Raw genomic sequence first — 14,442 nt, forward strand, 5'->3', positions numbered from 1 at the left:
GTTACAGGAAGCGTTGCTGAGTCAGACGGCTCCACCAGCGGGTCAGCAGATGATCCACCGAACCACTCGCCGCCAGCCCTACCCGCTCCTGCAGACTCTTGCGCTGGGCGAAGTGAAGGTGGAAGACGTCTGCCGATTTGGCTTTTTCGGACAGGTATTCGTCGCTGGTCTTGAGTTCGTCGACCAGTTGCTTGTCCAGGGCCGCCATGCCCAGCCAGACTTCACCGGTAGCCACTTCGTCGATGCTCAGTTGTGGCCGGTAGCGGGCAACGAAGTTCTTGAACAAGTCGTGGGTGATGTCCAGGTCCTGCTGGAACTTCTCCCGGCCCTTCTCGGTGTTTTCGCCGAAGACCGTCAAAGTGCGCTTGTACTCACCGGCAGTAAGCACTTCGAAGTCGATATCATGCTTTTTCAGCAGTCGATTGACGTTGGGCAGCTGCGCCACGACGCCGATGGAGCCAAGGATGGCGAACGGCGCACTGATGATCCTGTCGCCGATGCACGCCATCATGTAACCGCCGCTGGCCGCGACCTTGTCGATGCAAATGGTCAGGGGAATGCCGGCCTGGCGGATCCGCGCCAGTTGCGAGGACGCCAAGCCATAGCTGTGAACCATGCCGCCGCCGCTTTCCAGGCGCAGCACCACTTCGTCCTTGTCGGTGGCCACGCTCAGCAGCGCGGTGATCTCATGGCGCATGCTTTCGGTGGCCGATGCCTTGATGTCACCATCGAAGTCCAGCACGTAGACCCGTGGCTTGACCTCGGCGGCTTTCTTTTCCAGCTTCTGCGCCTTGCCTTGTTGCTTGCGCAGGGCCTTGAGGGCGTCCTTACCGAGCAGCGACTGCTCAAGGCGCTCACGCAGACCCTTGTAGAAATCATTCAGCTTGGTGACCTGCATCTGCCCTGCCGTGCGGCGACGGCCCTTGCCACGCAGCGCGGCGATAAACACCAGCACGACGATAATGGCGACCACCAGTGTGACCGTCTTGGCCAGAAAACTGGCGTAATCGGCTAAAAACTCCACAGATATTCCTCAATTGCATGACGCCCCCCGAGACAGGGGCGCGAACGTCCAAGCATACCGACGTGACCCGCCGCCGACCAGCCAGAGCGTTTGTACGAAGTTTCCACGACAGGGAAAGACCATTCAAACAAACGTATGAATTTTCATTGACAGCCCACCGGCATCCTCATAACCTCGCCAAACCTTCACCGTACCGGGATGACACGGACGTGGGCAGCATCTATTTGATACGACATGGCCAGGCCTCGTTTGGTGCCGACAACTACGACGTGTTGTCGGCGCTGGGCATTCGTCAGGCCGAACTGGTCGGCGCCCACCTGGCCCAGATGGATATCAGCCTCGACCGTTGCATCGCCGGTTCATTACGCCGCCAGCAGCACACGGCCGACGCGGCATTGGCGCAGTTGTCGAACGCAGCACCGGCGCTGGAAATCGATGCGGCCTTCGATGAGTTCGATGCCGAAGCGGTGATTCGCGCCCTGCTCCCGGCCATGCTCGACGACGAACCCCAGGCTCTGGAGGTCATGCGTAACGCCACCGAGCACCGCGCCGAGTTCCAGCGGCTGTTTGCCCTGGTCATCGCCCGCTGGGTCAGCGGCGAATATGACACCCCCGGCCTGCAAAGCTGGCAGCAGTTCCTCGAACAGGTTCAGGGCGGCCTGCACCGGCTGCTTGACAGCGCCGAAGGCCATGAACGCATCGCCGTGTTTACTTCTGGCGGCACCATCACCGCCCTGCTTCACTTGATTACGCAAATACCGGTCGCTCAGGCATTCGAGCTCAACTGGCAAATCGTCAATACCTCGCTGAACCTGCTGAAGTTTCGCGGGCGCGAGGTGGCACTGGCTTCCTTCAACAGTCACGCACATCTGCAACTGTTGAGGACGCCGGAACTCATCACTTATCGCTGAGTCCGGCACACCGCGTCTTGCGACGCTGTACCCACACTAGAAAAAGGATCGAACCATGACCTCTGTAGCCGACGCCGTTCAAGCAATGAAAGCCAAGTTCAACCCAAGCGCCGCCGCTGGCCTGGACCTGGTTTTCGGTTTCCGCATCGACGAAGACAAACACTTCTCCCTGATCGTCAAGGACAGCACCTGCGAGCTCCAGGAAGGCGAAAACCCTGACGCACAAGTGACCCTGGTCATGGACGCCGCTACTCTGGAAGGCATCGTCAGCGGTGAGACCGACGGCATGCAGGCGTTCATGGGCGGCAAGCTGCGCACCGAAGGCGACATGATGCTGGCCATGAAGCTGAGCGAACTGTTCCCGGCATAAGGCCTGCGACAACGCTGATGCACACGAAACCGAGGTCTGCCCAGGCCTCGGTTTTTTTGTCGCTGAAAAAGCTGAAAAGCTTGATCAAGATCACTGATTGACCTGCAACACGCTGGCCTATAAGGCCGTTTCCAGCTTGTGAGCTGCATTAGATTAGTCAATGATCTGTGCGCTCCATAATAAGTAGAAGGGATAAGCATGGCGCTCACCGACCAGTCCACTCAGATCCGTAGCGGCGAAGAACTCGACACTGCGCTCATCGATCCTTATATCAAGGCGCACATTCCCGGCCTGAGCGGCAGCCCGGCGATCAGCCAGTTTCCCGGCGGCGCATCGAACCTGACTTACCTGCTGCAATACCCCGAACAGGAGTTCGTCCTGCGCCGCCCGCCGTTCGGCCACAAAGCCAAGTCTGCCCATGACATGGGCCGCGAGTACCGCATCCTCAATCAGCTGCGTGATGCCTTCCCCTTCTGCCCCAAGGCCTACGTGCACTGCACCGACGAATCGGTGATCGGCGCCGAGTTCTACGTGATGGAGCGGGTCAAGGGCATCATCCTGCGCGCCGAACTGCCTGCCGAGCTAAACCTCGATGCCGGGCAGACTGAAGCGCTGTGCAAAAGCTTCATCGACCGCTTCGTCGAACTGCACCGGGTTGATTACACGGCATGCGGCCTGGCTGACCTGGGCAAGCCCGAGGGCTATGTGGCCCGGCAGATCAGCGGCTGGAGCGACCGTTACGCCAAGGCCCTCACCCCTGATGCCCCGGCCTGGGACAAGGTCCGCGACTGGCTGCTGGAAAAGATGCCCGCCGACCATCCGGTCTCCAGCATCGTCCACAACGACTACCGCTTCGACAACGTGATCCTCGACCCGGCGAACCCGATGCAGATCATCGGCGTGCTCGACTGGGAGCTGACCACCCTCGGCGATCCGCTGATGGACCTGGGCAACACCCTGGCCTACTGGATCGAAGCCGACGACCCGGCACCGGTGCAACTGATGCGCCGCCAGCCCAGCCACGCGCCGGGCATGCTCACCCGTCGCCAGTTTGTCGACTACTACGCCGAGCGTTCGGGCATCGCCATCGACAACTTCGACTTCTACTACACCTACGGCCTGTTCCGTCTGGCCGGCATCGTGCAGCAGATCTACTACAGGTTTTTCCACGGCCAGACTCAGGACAAGCGCTTCGCCCAGTTCATTCACATGAATAAGCTGCTCGAGCACATGGCCCTGCAAGTGATCGGCAAATCCAGTCTCTGATTGCGACCTATAAGGAAGACAGCATGTCCAAGACCCAACTGTTCGACCTCGACGGCAAGATCGCCTTCGTTTCCGGTGCCAGCCGCGGTATCGGCGAAGCTATTGCCAAACTGCTGGCGCAACAGGGCGCCCATGTGATCGTCTCGAGCCGCAAGATCGACGGCTGCCAGCAGGTTGCCGACGCCATCATCGCCGACGGTGGCCAGGCCACGGCCATCGCCTGCCATATTGGCGAGATGGAGCAGATCTGCAGCGTCTTCGCGCAGATCCGCGAACAGTTCGGCCGCCTGGATATCCTGGTCAATAACGCCGCGACCAACCCGCAGTTCTGCAACGTACTGGACACCGACCTCGGCGCATTCCAGAAGACTGTGGACGTGAACATTCGCGGTTATTTCTTCATGTCGGTGGAAGCCGGCAAGCTGATGCGCGACAACGGCGGTGGCAGCATCATCAACGTTGCCTCGATCAACGGCGTCTCCCCCGGCGTGTTCCAGGGCATCTATTCGGTGACCAAGGCAGCCGTGATCAACATGACCAAGGTCTTCGCCAAGGAATGCGCCGGCTTCGGTATCCGCTGCAACGCCCTGCTGCCGGGCCTGACCGACACCAAGTTCGCTTCGGCGCTGGTCAAGAACGACGCGATCCTCAAGACCGCCCTGGCGCAGATCCCGCTCAAGCGCGTGGCCGACCCGAGCGAAATGGCCGGCGCGGTGCTGTACCTGGCCAGCGATGCCTCGAGCTACACCACGGGTGTGGCGCTGAATGTGGATGGTGGTTTCCTCTCCTGACGCCTCATACCAGCGTTGGAGCGAGGCTTGCCCAAGAATGATACGACGCGGTTTTTCTGACACTGCGCGTCGATCGGTTCGCGGGCAAGCCTCGCTCCAACGGAAGTCGGCTCAATACCGCGGTTTAACGGCCTTCCACTCCGGCTTGTATTTCTGCATCTGCTTCACATCGTCACGCTGGCGAATCCCGCAGCTGAGGAACTGGTCGTTGAGCTTGCCCAACTGGTCATAGTCCAGCTCAAGGCCCAGCCCCGGCTCGCGGGTCAGATGCACGCAGCCATCAACGATAGGCAGTTTGCCGCCCTTGATCACTTCCTCGTCCGGCTCCTGCCACGGGTAGTGGGTATCGCAGGCGAAATCCAGATTCGGCACCGCGGCGGCGACATGGGTCATGGCCATCAGGCTGATGCCCAAGTGCGAGTTGGAGTGCATCGACACGCCGAGGCCAAAGGTCTCGCACATCTTCGCCAATGCCTGGGTATCGCGCAGGCCGCCCCAGTAATGGTGGTCGGCAAGGACGATCTGCACGCTGTTCTGCGCCACGCTGCGGCGGAACTCGTCGAAATCGGTGACCACCATATTGGTCGCCAGAGGCAGGCCGGTGCGCTTGTGCAGCTCAGCCATGCCATCCAGGCCAGGGGTCGGATCCTCGTAGTACTGCAAGTCGTCGCCGAGCAGTTCGGCCATGCGGATCGAGGTTTCCAGGGACCAGTTGCCGTTGGGGTCGATCCGCAATGGGTAGCCGGGAAATGCCTTCTTCAACGCCTTGATGCATGACACCTCATGCTCCGGGTCCAGAGCACCCGCCTTGAGCTTGATGCTCTTGAAGCCATAGGCCTCGATCATGCGCCGGGCCTGGGCGACGATCTGCTCCTCGCTCAAGGCCTCGCCCCAGCTGTCTGGCGCGTAGGGGGACTGGGCGTGCTCGGCATACTTGAAGAACAGGTAGGCACTGAACGGCACCCGATCACGCACCGCACCGCCCAGCAAATCCACCAACGGCAGGTTCATGGAGCGGGCCTGCAGATCGAGAAACGCCACTTCGAAGGCCGAATAGGCATTGCTCACCGCCTTGCTGGCATGGGAGCCGGGGGCCAGTTCGGCGCCGGCCAGGCTGGCTGGCCTATGGGCAGCAACGGTGGCCTGAACGATACGCCGCAGCTTGTTCAGATCGAACGGATCAAGGCCGATCAGCTGGCTTTGCAGTTGCTGCTGGATAGCCAGGGCCGGTGCATCGCCGTAGCTTTCGCCCAGGCCGATATAGCCGTTGTCGCTTTCTACTTCGATGATCGAACGCAGGGCAAAAGGCTCGTGGATGCCGCTGGCGTTGAGCAGCGGTGGATCACGAAAGGCAATTGGCGTGACTGTTACGCGTGTGATTTTCAAAAGAATGCTCCCGATCAATCAGGGTTTTGGGCTGGAAGGTGTGCTGAGTACGGTATTGGCGGACTCAGCCAAAGACGGGCGGCGCGGTTCACCTCGCGGCGTGGTGCGGGCAAAGAAGATCACCACCGCCGCCAGCAGCGACGTGGCGGCCAAGCCATAAAGCCCGCCTTGAATGGAACCGGTGGTCTGTTCAAGAAAGCCGAAGGTTGCCGGGGCGACGAAGCCGCCGAGGTTGCCGATGGAGTTGATCAGGGCGATCACCGCCGCAGCGATACGCGCATCCAGGTAGCCCTGGGGTATCGGCCAGAACAGCGCCGACGCGGCCTTGAAACCGATGGCGGCAAAACAGATGGCGATGAAGGCGAAGATCGGCCCGCCGGTGGTGGACATGAACATGCCGAACGCAGCGATCACCAGCGTCACCGCGACCCAGGCCTGCTGATGCTTGAAGCGCGCGGCCAGCGCAGCGAAACCGTACATGGCAACAATGGAAATGATCCACGGCACCGAGTTGAACAGGCCCACCTGGAAGTCACTGAGGCTGCCCATTTTCTTGATCATGCTCGGCAGCCAGAAGGTCGCGCCGTAGATGGTCAGGGCAATGGAGAAGTAGATGAAGCAGAACAGCATGATCTGCCGGTCGGCCAGCAACTTGAACATCGACGGCCGCACCGTCTGCGCTGCTTCCCGCGCCCGCTGCTCTGCATCGATGGCCTGGGTCAGGGCAGCTTTTTCCTCGTCGCTGAGCCACTTGGCTTCCCGGGGATGGGACTGCAACCAGAACCAGACAAAGCCGCAGAGCACGATGGAGGCAAAGCCTTCGATGAGGAACATCCATTGCCAGCCATGCAGACTCAGCCCCTCGACACTCAACAGCGCGCCCGACACAGGACCGGAAATCACCGAGGCAATCGCCGAACCGCTGAGGAAGATCGCCATGGCCTTGCCACGCTCGGTGGAAGGCAGCCATTGGGTGAAGTAATAAATGATGCCGGGGAAGAAGCCTGCCTCTGCCGCACCGAGAATAAAACGCAGCACGTAGAAGCTGGTCTCGCCACGAACAAACGCCATGGCCATGGCGGCCGCGCCCCAGGTAAACATGATGCGCGTCAGCCAGGCACGGGCGCCGAAGCGTTGCAGCAGCATGTTGGAAGGCACTTCGAACAGCGCGTAACCGACGAAGAACAAGCCGGCACCCAGACCATAGGCTGCAGCGCCTATGCCCAGATCGGTTTGCAGATGGGTACGAACGAAGCCAATGTTGACCCGGTCGATGTAGTTGACGATGAACATCACCACAAACAGGGGCAGCACATGGCGCTTCACTTTCGCGGCGGCGCGGGCCAGAGTTGAATCAGGCGCTGCACCGGCGGATGTGCCAGGGACGTTATTCAAGGGGCGACTCTCCCGTTGTTGGTTTTTATAGGGATGAGTCGATGATGGACGCCGGTATTGTTCCCGTCTAATCTATATTTGCACTTGATTGATACCTGGAATATATCAATGTTTGAACTGGCCCAACTGCGCTGCTTTACCACCGTCGCCACGGAACTGAATTTCCGTCGTGCTGCCGAGCGCCTGAACATGACCCAGCCCCCCTTGAGTCGGCAGATCCAGTTGCTCGAACATAATCTGGGCGTCGAGCTGTTTACCCGCAGCACCCGCAGCGTGGCCCTGACCGCCGCCGGTCGCGCATTCTTTATTGAAGCCCAGAGCCTGCTCGAGCGCGCACAACAGGCAGCCCTCGCCGCCCGGCGCTTCGCCGAAGGCGATATCGGCTCGGTAAGCATCAGTTTCGTCGGCAGTGCGGTGTATGAATTTCTGCCCAAGGTCATCGCAGAGGCGCGGCTCAAGCAGCCCCATGTGAAGATTTCTTTGACGGAAATGAACACTCATCAGCAGCACGAAGCCCTGCGTGCAAGGCGCATTGATCTGGGCATTGTCCGCGCGCCGCTGTTCCAGCCGGGCTATGAAAGTGAGTGCCTGGTGCGCGAGCCGTTTATCCTCGCCATCCCCAGCAGCCACCCCTTGGCCCGTGCCGAAACAGTCGGAGTGCGCGACCTCAATGGCGTACCCTTTCTGATGTACTCCCACTCGGCCTATCCGCCCTTCAACGAATTGCTCACCGGCATGTTCCGTTCGGCCCAGGTGGCGCCGGAATACGTGCAATGGCTGGGTTCGTCATTGACCATCCTGGCCCTGGTCAACGCCGGCATGGGCCTGGCGTTGGTCCCGCGTTGCGCCACTTCGGTGGTGTTCAAGGACGTGACCTTTCGCGCCATTGAACTGGATGAGGGTGTGCAGAGCGAACTGCACCTGGCCTGGCGCAGCGATAACGACAACCCGGCATGCCGCATGTTGCTGGAGGCGATTCGAGCGGCGGTGAGGGTCGATTGAACAGTTTTGCCTGACAAACGTTTAACACTAGTACCCATTTCGAGAAATGGGTACTAGTACTTCTGTTAGTAGTACTGCCGTGTCTCGGGGCGTAAGTTAGGCCTGTTCAGGCGCTTAAGCGGGATTGCGATCATGCCGGGTACAAACAGACTTTGTCACTATCGTTACGACCCATTAGACCTCCTGGCGTCAGTCACGCCTCTGGCTAAAGCGATTGCGCGACATTTCTATAAAGGCGGGATTTTGGCGACCACACTGCAAGGTACCGAGCAACGTACATTCATGCGGGCACAGACGTCGCTTCTCGCGCAGCTTGATCCATCCGGCAACGTAATGCTGGCCACTGATAGAAACAACAGCGTCTTACAGGCAAACACCAAGCAGGCGCAAACGCCTGTCGCATACTCTGCCTACGGCCATCGTCAAGATATCCTGACATTACCCGGATTGCCCGGCTTCAATGGTGAAAAAGCTGATCAGGTTACAGGCCACTATCTGCTGGGTAATGGTTATCGGGCCTACAACCCGGTATTGATGCGCTTTAATAGCCCGGATAGCCTGAGCCCGTTTGGCAAGGGTGGTCTGAATGCCTATGCCTATTGTCTGGGGAATCCAGTAAAAATGGTCGATCCGACGGGGCATTTTGGTGGATTGTCGAAGGTCTTGGCCGATTTAATGGTCACGGGTATAGGGAAAGGGGTTGGAGCACTGAAGGCCACTGGAAATCGCTTTGCTGGATCGTTCGCCAAGGGCCTGAGTGGGAAGGGAGCGTCGCGAGCAGGGAAGCATTTTGCACCATCAAAAACTCGAGCGGGTGAAGTCATTGTCGCTGAAAGTTTTAAACAGAAGGTGAGCGAGTTCGCTTCAATAAAAGCGAGAGAGGCGGTGTTACGCGCTTTCTCTTCAACAAGCGTTCTTCGACAGCAAGGTAGGTTGCCCGCACTTGAAACGATGGGAATATTCGATAACTCACTCACCTCCCTTATAAAACAGCATCCAAAACTTCAAAAAGCAGGCGGTGACATTTTAGGAACCCCATTTGGGATACAAGCGATTGCTGATTTTGACGAGCACGCAATGAAGTATCTAACTAAAGGCGGCCCGATGGAGTCAATCGATTCATTTAGAGGCGGGTTTCGAGACGCGGTTTCACGAAACTTCAATCGTGGGGGCTGGAGCCATACAGCTGCTATACGTGACCACTTGGAAAAAGCTCGCAGTGTTAGAAGAGCACCCAATCCACTACCTATGAAGTGAATAGCCAACCACTTTATTTTTTAATCTTCCTCCATTACAGCCGGGGTATGACAGCGAATGTCTGGTGCGCGAGCTCTTTATCCTCGCCATCCCCGGCAGCCACCCTTTGGCCCGTGCCGAAACGGTCGGTGTGCGCGACCTCAATAACGTGCCCTTCCTGATGTACTCCCACTCGGCCTACCCGCCCTTCAACGAACTGCTCACCGGCATGTTCCGCTCGGCCCAGGTGGCGCCTAATTTCGTGCAGTGGCTGGGTTCGTCATCGACCATCCGGACGTTGCTGGCGGCGGTGCGGGCGGACAGTGTAAATTCTTGATGATGCAATCGCTGGCGCGAGGCTTGGCCCCGAATCGATTGACGCGGTTCGTCTGAGACCACGCGTCTACCTGTTCGCGGGCAAGCCTCGCTCCAACGTCTTTCAATGCATCAACCCAGCGGAATCGGATTATCGATCAGCGACTGGTTGAACTGCGCGATCAGCGCGTATTCGTTCGGCCCGACATTGGCGCGCAGCGGAGCGATGCCGTCGACGAAAACTTCGGTGGTATCGGTGGCCAGTTTTTCCAGGGTCTGGGCGATAAACACGTCCAGCGGCATCGAGCGCGGGTCGCCGCTCTTGTGGATCAGGTCGGTGTCGACCCATGGTGGCGCGATTTCCAGCACGCTGACGCTGCTGTCACGCAACATGAAACGTTGCGACAGGGTGTAGGAGTGAATGGCCGCCTTGGTCGCCGAGTACAGCGCCGTGACCGCAATCGGAATAAAGGCCAGTACCGAGCTGTTGTTGATCAGGTAGGACTGCGGCTGTTTCTTCAGGTGTTCGACAAAGGCAGCGCTGACCCGTACCGGCCCCAGCAGGTTGGTTTCTAGCAGACCGACGGCCTGGGCATCGTCCAGCTGGCCGGAAGCCGGATTGTCGAAGGGCATGATCCCGGCATTGTTGATGACCACGTTGAGGGTCGGGTGGCGGCGGATGACTTCCTGTGCCACAGCCTTGATCTGCGCCGCGTCATTGATATCCAGCTCGATGGTATCGATGCCGGGGTTGGCCTTGGCCACCTCGTCCAGCAGGGCCTTGCGGCGACCGGCGATGATCACCTGGTTGCCCAGGCGGTGGAAAGCTTCGGCCAGGCCACGGCCAATGCCCGAGGTGCCGCCGGTGATGAAGATGGTGTTGGCTGTGAGTTTCATGGTCATGGTTCCTGTAGGGAAGTACTGGGTGATGGCGCCATGATGCGGCGAGTTGACCATGACCGAAACGACGTATAGGGTAGTGATTCGAGACACAGGGATCACGCCATGCACCGTATCTGCTATTTACTCACCGATAACTTCCAGGTGATGGCTGTGGCCACCCAGGCGGTGTTCGAGTTTGCCAACAAGGTCGCCGTCGAGCCCTTCTATACCATCGAGACTTTTTCCCTGGAAGGCGGCGCGGTGCGCTCTTCCCTGGGCATGAGCATCGATACTCAACCCGTGCAGGCGCCCAGCCTGGCCGATACCTGGATCATCGCCGGCGTGGACAATCCACTGGATGGTCCACCGTCCGATGAGACCCTCGCGTTCGTGCGCCTGGCCGGAACCCAGGCGCGGCGCACGGCGGGAATCTGCACCGGTGGCTTCACCCTGGCCGCAGCCGGCCTGCTGGAGGGCCGTCGCGCCACCACGCACTGGGTCTATGCCCCGGCCCTGCAACGGCGCTTTCCGGATATCACGGTCGAGGAAGACCGGATCTTTATCGTCGATGGTTCGATCTGGACCTCAGCGGGCATGACCGCCGGGCTCGATCTTGCCCTGGGCATGGTCGAGAAAGACCTGGGCAGCGATCTGGCGCGCTCGGTGGCGCGCAAGCTGGTCATGCATCAACGCCGCTCGGGAGGCCAGAGCCAGCACTCGGAAATGCTTGATCTGTCGGCCAAGTCAGACCGCATCCAGAACGCTCTGGAATATGCCCGCCAGCACCTGGCCACCCCGCTCAAGGTCGAGGATCTGGCCGACAGCGTGCACATGAGCCCGCGTCAGTTCACAAGGGTATTTACCGCCGAAACCGGTCAGTCTCCGGCCAAGGCCATCGAGGGCCTGCGCCTGGAGGCGGCGCGATTGATGATTGAACAGAGTCGTCACTCACTGGATGTGATCGCCCGGGAAACCGGTTTCCGGGACCGCCGCCATATGCGCGAAGTGTTTATCCGCGGCTTCGGCGTGCCGCCCCAAGCGGTAAGGCGGGATGTGCGCAGCGCGGCGCGCTGAATCATCCAGGCAGCAGGCAGATCCTGTGGGAGCGAGGCTTGCCCGCGAAACGGCTGACGCAAACCATCAGATATCCCGTGCTTTAATTTTGCGCGGGCAAGCGTCGCTCCAACGAGTGCCGCACTCCAACAGGAGTCATCCGCGTGCACGTTCATGTCAAAGATGAAACCGATCCACCGACTGCGCCAACTGCCCCGCCAGGCTGGAGAGTTCGTCGGTGGTCGCGGCGGTCTGCCCTATGACCCGGCTGTTGCCCTCGGACATCCCGGCAATCAATTCCACCTGATGGGCGATTTCGTTGCTGGCCAGGCTCTGCTCGCCGATGGTGCGGCTGATGTCGTTGACCAGTTGCGTGGTGTTCAGGGTTGCTTCGAGGATCTCGCGAATGGCCTTTTCGACATCGGCGGTCACCGCCATGCCCTTGTCGACCTGAACCACCCCGGCCTCCATGCTGGTCACCGCCTCGCGGGTGCTTTGCTGGATACGTGAGACCATGCTGGCGATTTCCTGGGTCGAGGCGCTGGTACGCCCGGCCAGGCTGCGGACCTCATCGGCGACCACGGCAAAACCACGGCCCTGCTCCCCGGCGCGGGCAGCCTCGATGGCAGCATTCAGTGCCAGCAGGTTGGTTTGCTCGGCGATACCCTTGATCACCTGAATGATGCTGTAGATCCCTTCGGATTCCTTGTCCAGAGTGCGGATAACCTGAGCCGATTGCTGGGCCGAACGGGCGATGCCGCCCATATCGCTGACCACCTGATGAATGATCTGCCCGCCATTCTTGGCCAGGGCCTCAGCCTGATTGGCCATATCCAGGGCCCGCTCGGCGTGCCGGGTGATTTCCTCGATGCTGGAGGTCATTTCACTGGCTGCCGCGGCCATGGTGTTGGCCGCGATGCTCTGTTGCTGGCTGCTGCCGGCGACTTCATGGCAACCGCTGCTCAATTGCTGACTGACCCCGCTGACCCCGTGGGCATTACGCCGCACCACTTCGATCATGCCGCGCAGGTCGCGCTGCATGGTCGCCAGGCTACGAATCAACATGCCAGCCTCGTCCCGTTGCGCGGGTTCGGCAATCGGCTCGTTGAGATGACCATGAGCGATGCTTTCGGCGATCCGGCTGGCGGTGTTCAGCGGCCCCATGATGCTGCGAATGACCCAATGGCCCTGGGCAATCAGCAACAGGATGCCGATCACCAGCACCACACCCAGGGTCAGGTTGGCGGTATGAATCGCACTCTGGGTCGCTTCGCTGCTTTGCTGGGAATTGGCTTCGATCTTCTGGCTGAGATCGGCCATCTGGTCTTCCAGCTGGCTGAACGCCTTGTTGAAGGTGCCCAGGTCCTGTCGCGCTGCGTCCGGGCGATCCAGCGCCAGGGCGACAATGCGCTCGGCCGTGGCTATATAGGTGTCAAGGCCGGGTTTGATGGTGGTCAGGCCCGTTTTGATGTCGTCGCTGACAGGCAGCTTGAGGTTCTCCCCGAGCATCTGGCGAAAGTTCGTCGCGTGTTCAGCCAGAGCGGCCTGCACCTCGCTCTTGCTGCTTTCGCTTTTGCCCAGGCCTACCAGCATCGCCGAGAACACGTCGGAGCGCAGGGCGTCATGCATCATGTCGGCCTCAAGGTGATTGCGCAGCACTGTCATGCTGGTCTCACTGTCCTCGGTCGCCTCCGCCATCCGGCTGTTGCCCACGTAGTTGACCAGACTGATGATCAAAGCAGTGAACACGCTGGTGCCAATCAACAAGAGCAAGCGTAATTTGATGGACACGGTGAAACTCCCCTGGTGGCAAATACAAGACCGAAAGGTCAAAGCCCATTGCAGGCACAACGACTTGCGTCATTGCGGTTAGTTAAGACTATTTCCACGCTTTCGCCTGTTATCAGCCCTGGCGCTGAGGATCAGGGCGCGCCGAACAGCATGGTCCAGTAGATGCCCTTGTCGCTACGGGCGTTGTTGGCGTATCCCGCGCCCACCTGAGTAAACAGTGGATTCATCAGGTTGGCGCAATGGCCGGGGCTGGCCAGCCAACCTTGCATGGCATCGCTGGGCGAGCCCTGCCCGGCGGCGATATTTTCGCCGATATTGCGTCCCCGGTAGCCTGCCGCATGGGCGCGATCGCCGGGGGAATCCCCCGCCAGACCCTGGTGCGCGAAGTAGTTGTCATGAGCCATGGCACGGCTATGCCCTTCAGCGGCAGTACCCAAGGCACCGTTCCAACTCAAAGGCCGGGCGGCAGCGAAACGCTGGTAACCGCACATCCGTGGATGGGCCCGGGCGCTGTTGACCATCGCCAGCAAAACTTTGTCGGCGGCCTGTTGATTGCCCAGATGCGGATCGATCTGCGGCCGCGCCAGCACCACGCGCCATTGGCTGCCGGCGCGGCTGAGGCCGATGTCGGCGTACTGGCCATCAAGCATCGAGTCGCAATAGTCGCGCTGCAGCAAATCGAACGCAGACTCAACGTCATGGGCCCCGACCAGATGAATGGTCTGCACCAGAGCCGCCTGATAACCGGCGGCCTTCAGACCATCGCGCAGACCACCGCCGTAGTCGACCGGCAGCGCCAGGCTGGATTTCAGTGTCAATGGCGCCAAGGCCCGAGCGTAGCTGCCATCACAGCGGTCGGGGTGCGCGCGATAGGCGTTGATCTGCTGCAGCAGTTGCCGCTCGCCATCCGCCTTGGCGGGATGGGCGAACAGCGCCATAAAAACAGGGAGAGACAGAGAGGCATAGCGCAGGAATGGACGCATCAAGCAGACAGCTCACAGCAGGTGGCACGAGTCCGGC

13 protein-coding genes and 2 pseudogenes are annotated in these 14,442 nt (G+C 60.0%); 8 read left to right on the forward strand and 7 right to left on the reverse strand.

Annotation, left to right across the window (positions count from 1 at the left end):
* Position 1: 1 nt before the first annotated feature.
* The gene (gene sohB, locus M2401_RS12840; protein ID WP_259103208.1) at positions 2–1,024 is read right to left on the reverse strand and encodes a protease SohB; all 1,023 of its coding nucleotides are present in this window, start codon (positions 1,022–1,024) and stop codon (positions 2–4) included.
* Between the two features lie 209 nt (positions 1,025–1,233).
* Here sohB and M2401_RS12845 point away from each other — a divergent pair, with 209 nt between their 5' ends.
* The 4 genes from M2401_RS12845 to M2401_RS12860 all read left to right on the forward strand — a co-directional run bounded on the left by M2401_RS12845 (position 1,234) and on the right by M2401_RS12860 (position 4,362).
* Complete coding sequence (locus M2401_RS12845; protein WP_259103210.1) at positions 1,234–1,935, forward strand: histidine phosphatase family protein; 702 nt, start codon at positions 1,234–1,236, stop codon at positions 1,933–1,935.
* A 55-nt stretch (positions 1,936–1,990) separates the two neighbouring features.
* The gene (locus M2401_RS12850) at positions 1,991–2,305 is read left to right on the forward strand and encodes an SCP2 sterol-binding domain-containing protein (protein WP_259103212.1); all 315 of its coding nucleotides are present in this window, start codon (positions 1,991–1,993) and stop codon (positions 2,303–2,305) included.
* 198 nt (positions 2,306–2,503) lie between these two features.
* The gene (locus M2401_RS12855) at positions 2,504–3,571 is read left to right on the forward strand and encodes a phosphotransferase family protein (protein WP_259103214.1); all 1,068 of its coding nucleotides are present in this window, start codon (positions 2,504–2,506) and stop codon (positions 3,569–3,571) included.
* A gap of 23 nt (positions 3,572–3,594) precedes the next feature.
* Complete coding sequence (locus M2401_RS12860; protein WP_259103216.1) at positions 3,595–4,362, forward strand: SDR family oxidoreductase; 768 nt, start codon at positions 3,595–3,597, stop codon at positions 4,360–4,362.
* A 111-nt stretch (positions 4,363–4,473) separates the two neighbouring features.
* Here the strand turns inward: M2401_RS12860 and M2401_RS12865 are convergent, their stop codons facing one another.
* Together M2401_RS12865 and M2401_RS12870 are read right to left on the reverse strand one after the other, a co-directional pair.
* Complete coding sequence (locus tag M2401_RS12865) at positions 4,474–5,748, reverse strand: glucarate dehydratase family protein (RefSeq protein WP_259103218.1); 1,275 nt, start codon at positions 5,746–5,748, stop codon at positions 4,474–4,476.
* 18 nt (positions 5,749–5,766) lie between these two features.
* Positions 5,767–7,041 carry an MFS transporter gene (locus M2401_RS12870; RefSeq protein ID WP_259103304.1) on the reverse strand — a complete coding sequence of 425 codons (1,275 nt, stop codon included), beginning with the start codon at positions 7,039–7,041 and terminating at the stop codon, positions 5,767–5,769.
* Between the two features lie 210 nt (positions 7,042–7,251).
* Between M2401_RS12870 and M2401_RS12875 the strand changes: the two genes are divergently transcribed.
* The 3 genes and pseudogenes from M2401_RS12875 to M2401_RS12885 all read left to right on the forward strand — a co-directional run.
* A complete protein-coding gene (locus M2401_RS12875; RefSeq protein WP_259103220.1) occupies positions 7,252–8,145 on the forward strand; it encodes a LysR substrate-binding domain-containing protein in 894 nt (297 codons plus the stop codon).
* Positions 8,146–8,277: 132 nt separating this feature from the next.
* The gene (locus tag M2401_RS12880; protein WP_259103221.1) at positions 8,278–9,402 is read left to right on the forward strand and encodes an RHS repeat-associated core domain-containing protein; all 1,125 of its coding nucleotides are present in this window, start codon (positions 8,278–8,280) and stop codon (positions 9,400–9,402) included.
* A 28-nt stretch (positions 9,403–9,430) separates the two neighbouring features.
* Positions 9,431–9,691: pseudogene (locus M2401_RS12885) on the forward strand (LysR substrate-binding domain-containing protein); the annotation flags it as partial.
* 137 nt (positions 9,692–9,828) lie between these two features.
* Here the strand turns inward: M2401_RS12885 and M2401_RS12890 are convergent.
* Complete coding sequence (locus tag M2401_RS12890) at positions 9,829–10,593, reverse strand: SDR family oxidoreductase (protein WP_259103305.1); 765 nt, start codon at positions 10,591–10,593, stop codon at positions 9,829–9,831.
* A gap of 108 nt (positions 10,594–10,701) precedes the next feature.
* Between M2401_RS12890 and M2401_RS12895 the strand changes: the two genes are divergently transcribed.
* Positions 10,702–11,652, forward strand: a complete 951-nt coding sequence (locus tag M2401_RS12895; protein ID WP_259103223.1) for a GlxA family transcriptional regulator — start codon at positions 10,702–10,704, stop codon at positions 11,650–11,652.
* A 156-nt stretch (positions 11,653–11,808) separates the two neighbouring features.
* Here M2401_RS12895 and M2401_RS34495 read toward each other — a convergent pair whose 3' ends face one another.
* From M2401_RS34495 to M2401_RS12905, 3 genes and pseudogenes are all read right to left on the reverse strand, one after another.
* The gene (locus M2401_RS34495; RefSeq protein WP_409033923.1) at positions 11,809–12,672 is read right to left on the reverse strand and encodes a methyl-accepting chemotaxis protein; all 864 of its coding nucleotides are present in this window, start codon (positions 12,670–12,672) and stop codon (positions 11,809–11,811) included.
* A pseudogene (locus M2401_RS34500) lies at positions 12,667–13,422 on the reverse strand (HAMP domain-containing protein); the annotation flags it as partial. The pseudogene M2401_RS34500 and the gene M2401_RS34495, both read right to left, overlap by 6 nt.
* Positions 13,423–13,553: 131 nt before the next feature.
* Positions 13,554–14,405 carry a CAP domain-containing protein gene (locus M2401_RS12905; protein WP_259103227.1) on the reverse strand — a complete coding sequence of 284 codons (852 nt, stop codon included), beginning with the start codon at positions 14,403–14,405 and terminating at the stop codon, positions 13,554–13,556.
* Positions 14,406–14,442 lie beyond the last annotated feature (37 nt).

Origin of the sequence: Pseudomonas sp. JUb42 (genome assembly GCF_024807945.1) — a bacterium.
Classification (GTDB): domain Bacteria; phylum Pseudomonadota; class Gammaproteobacteria; order Pseudomonadales; family Pseudomonadaceae; genus Aquipseudomonas.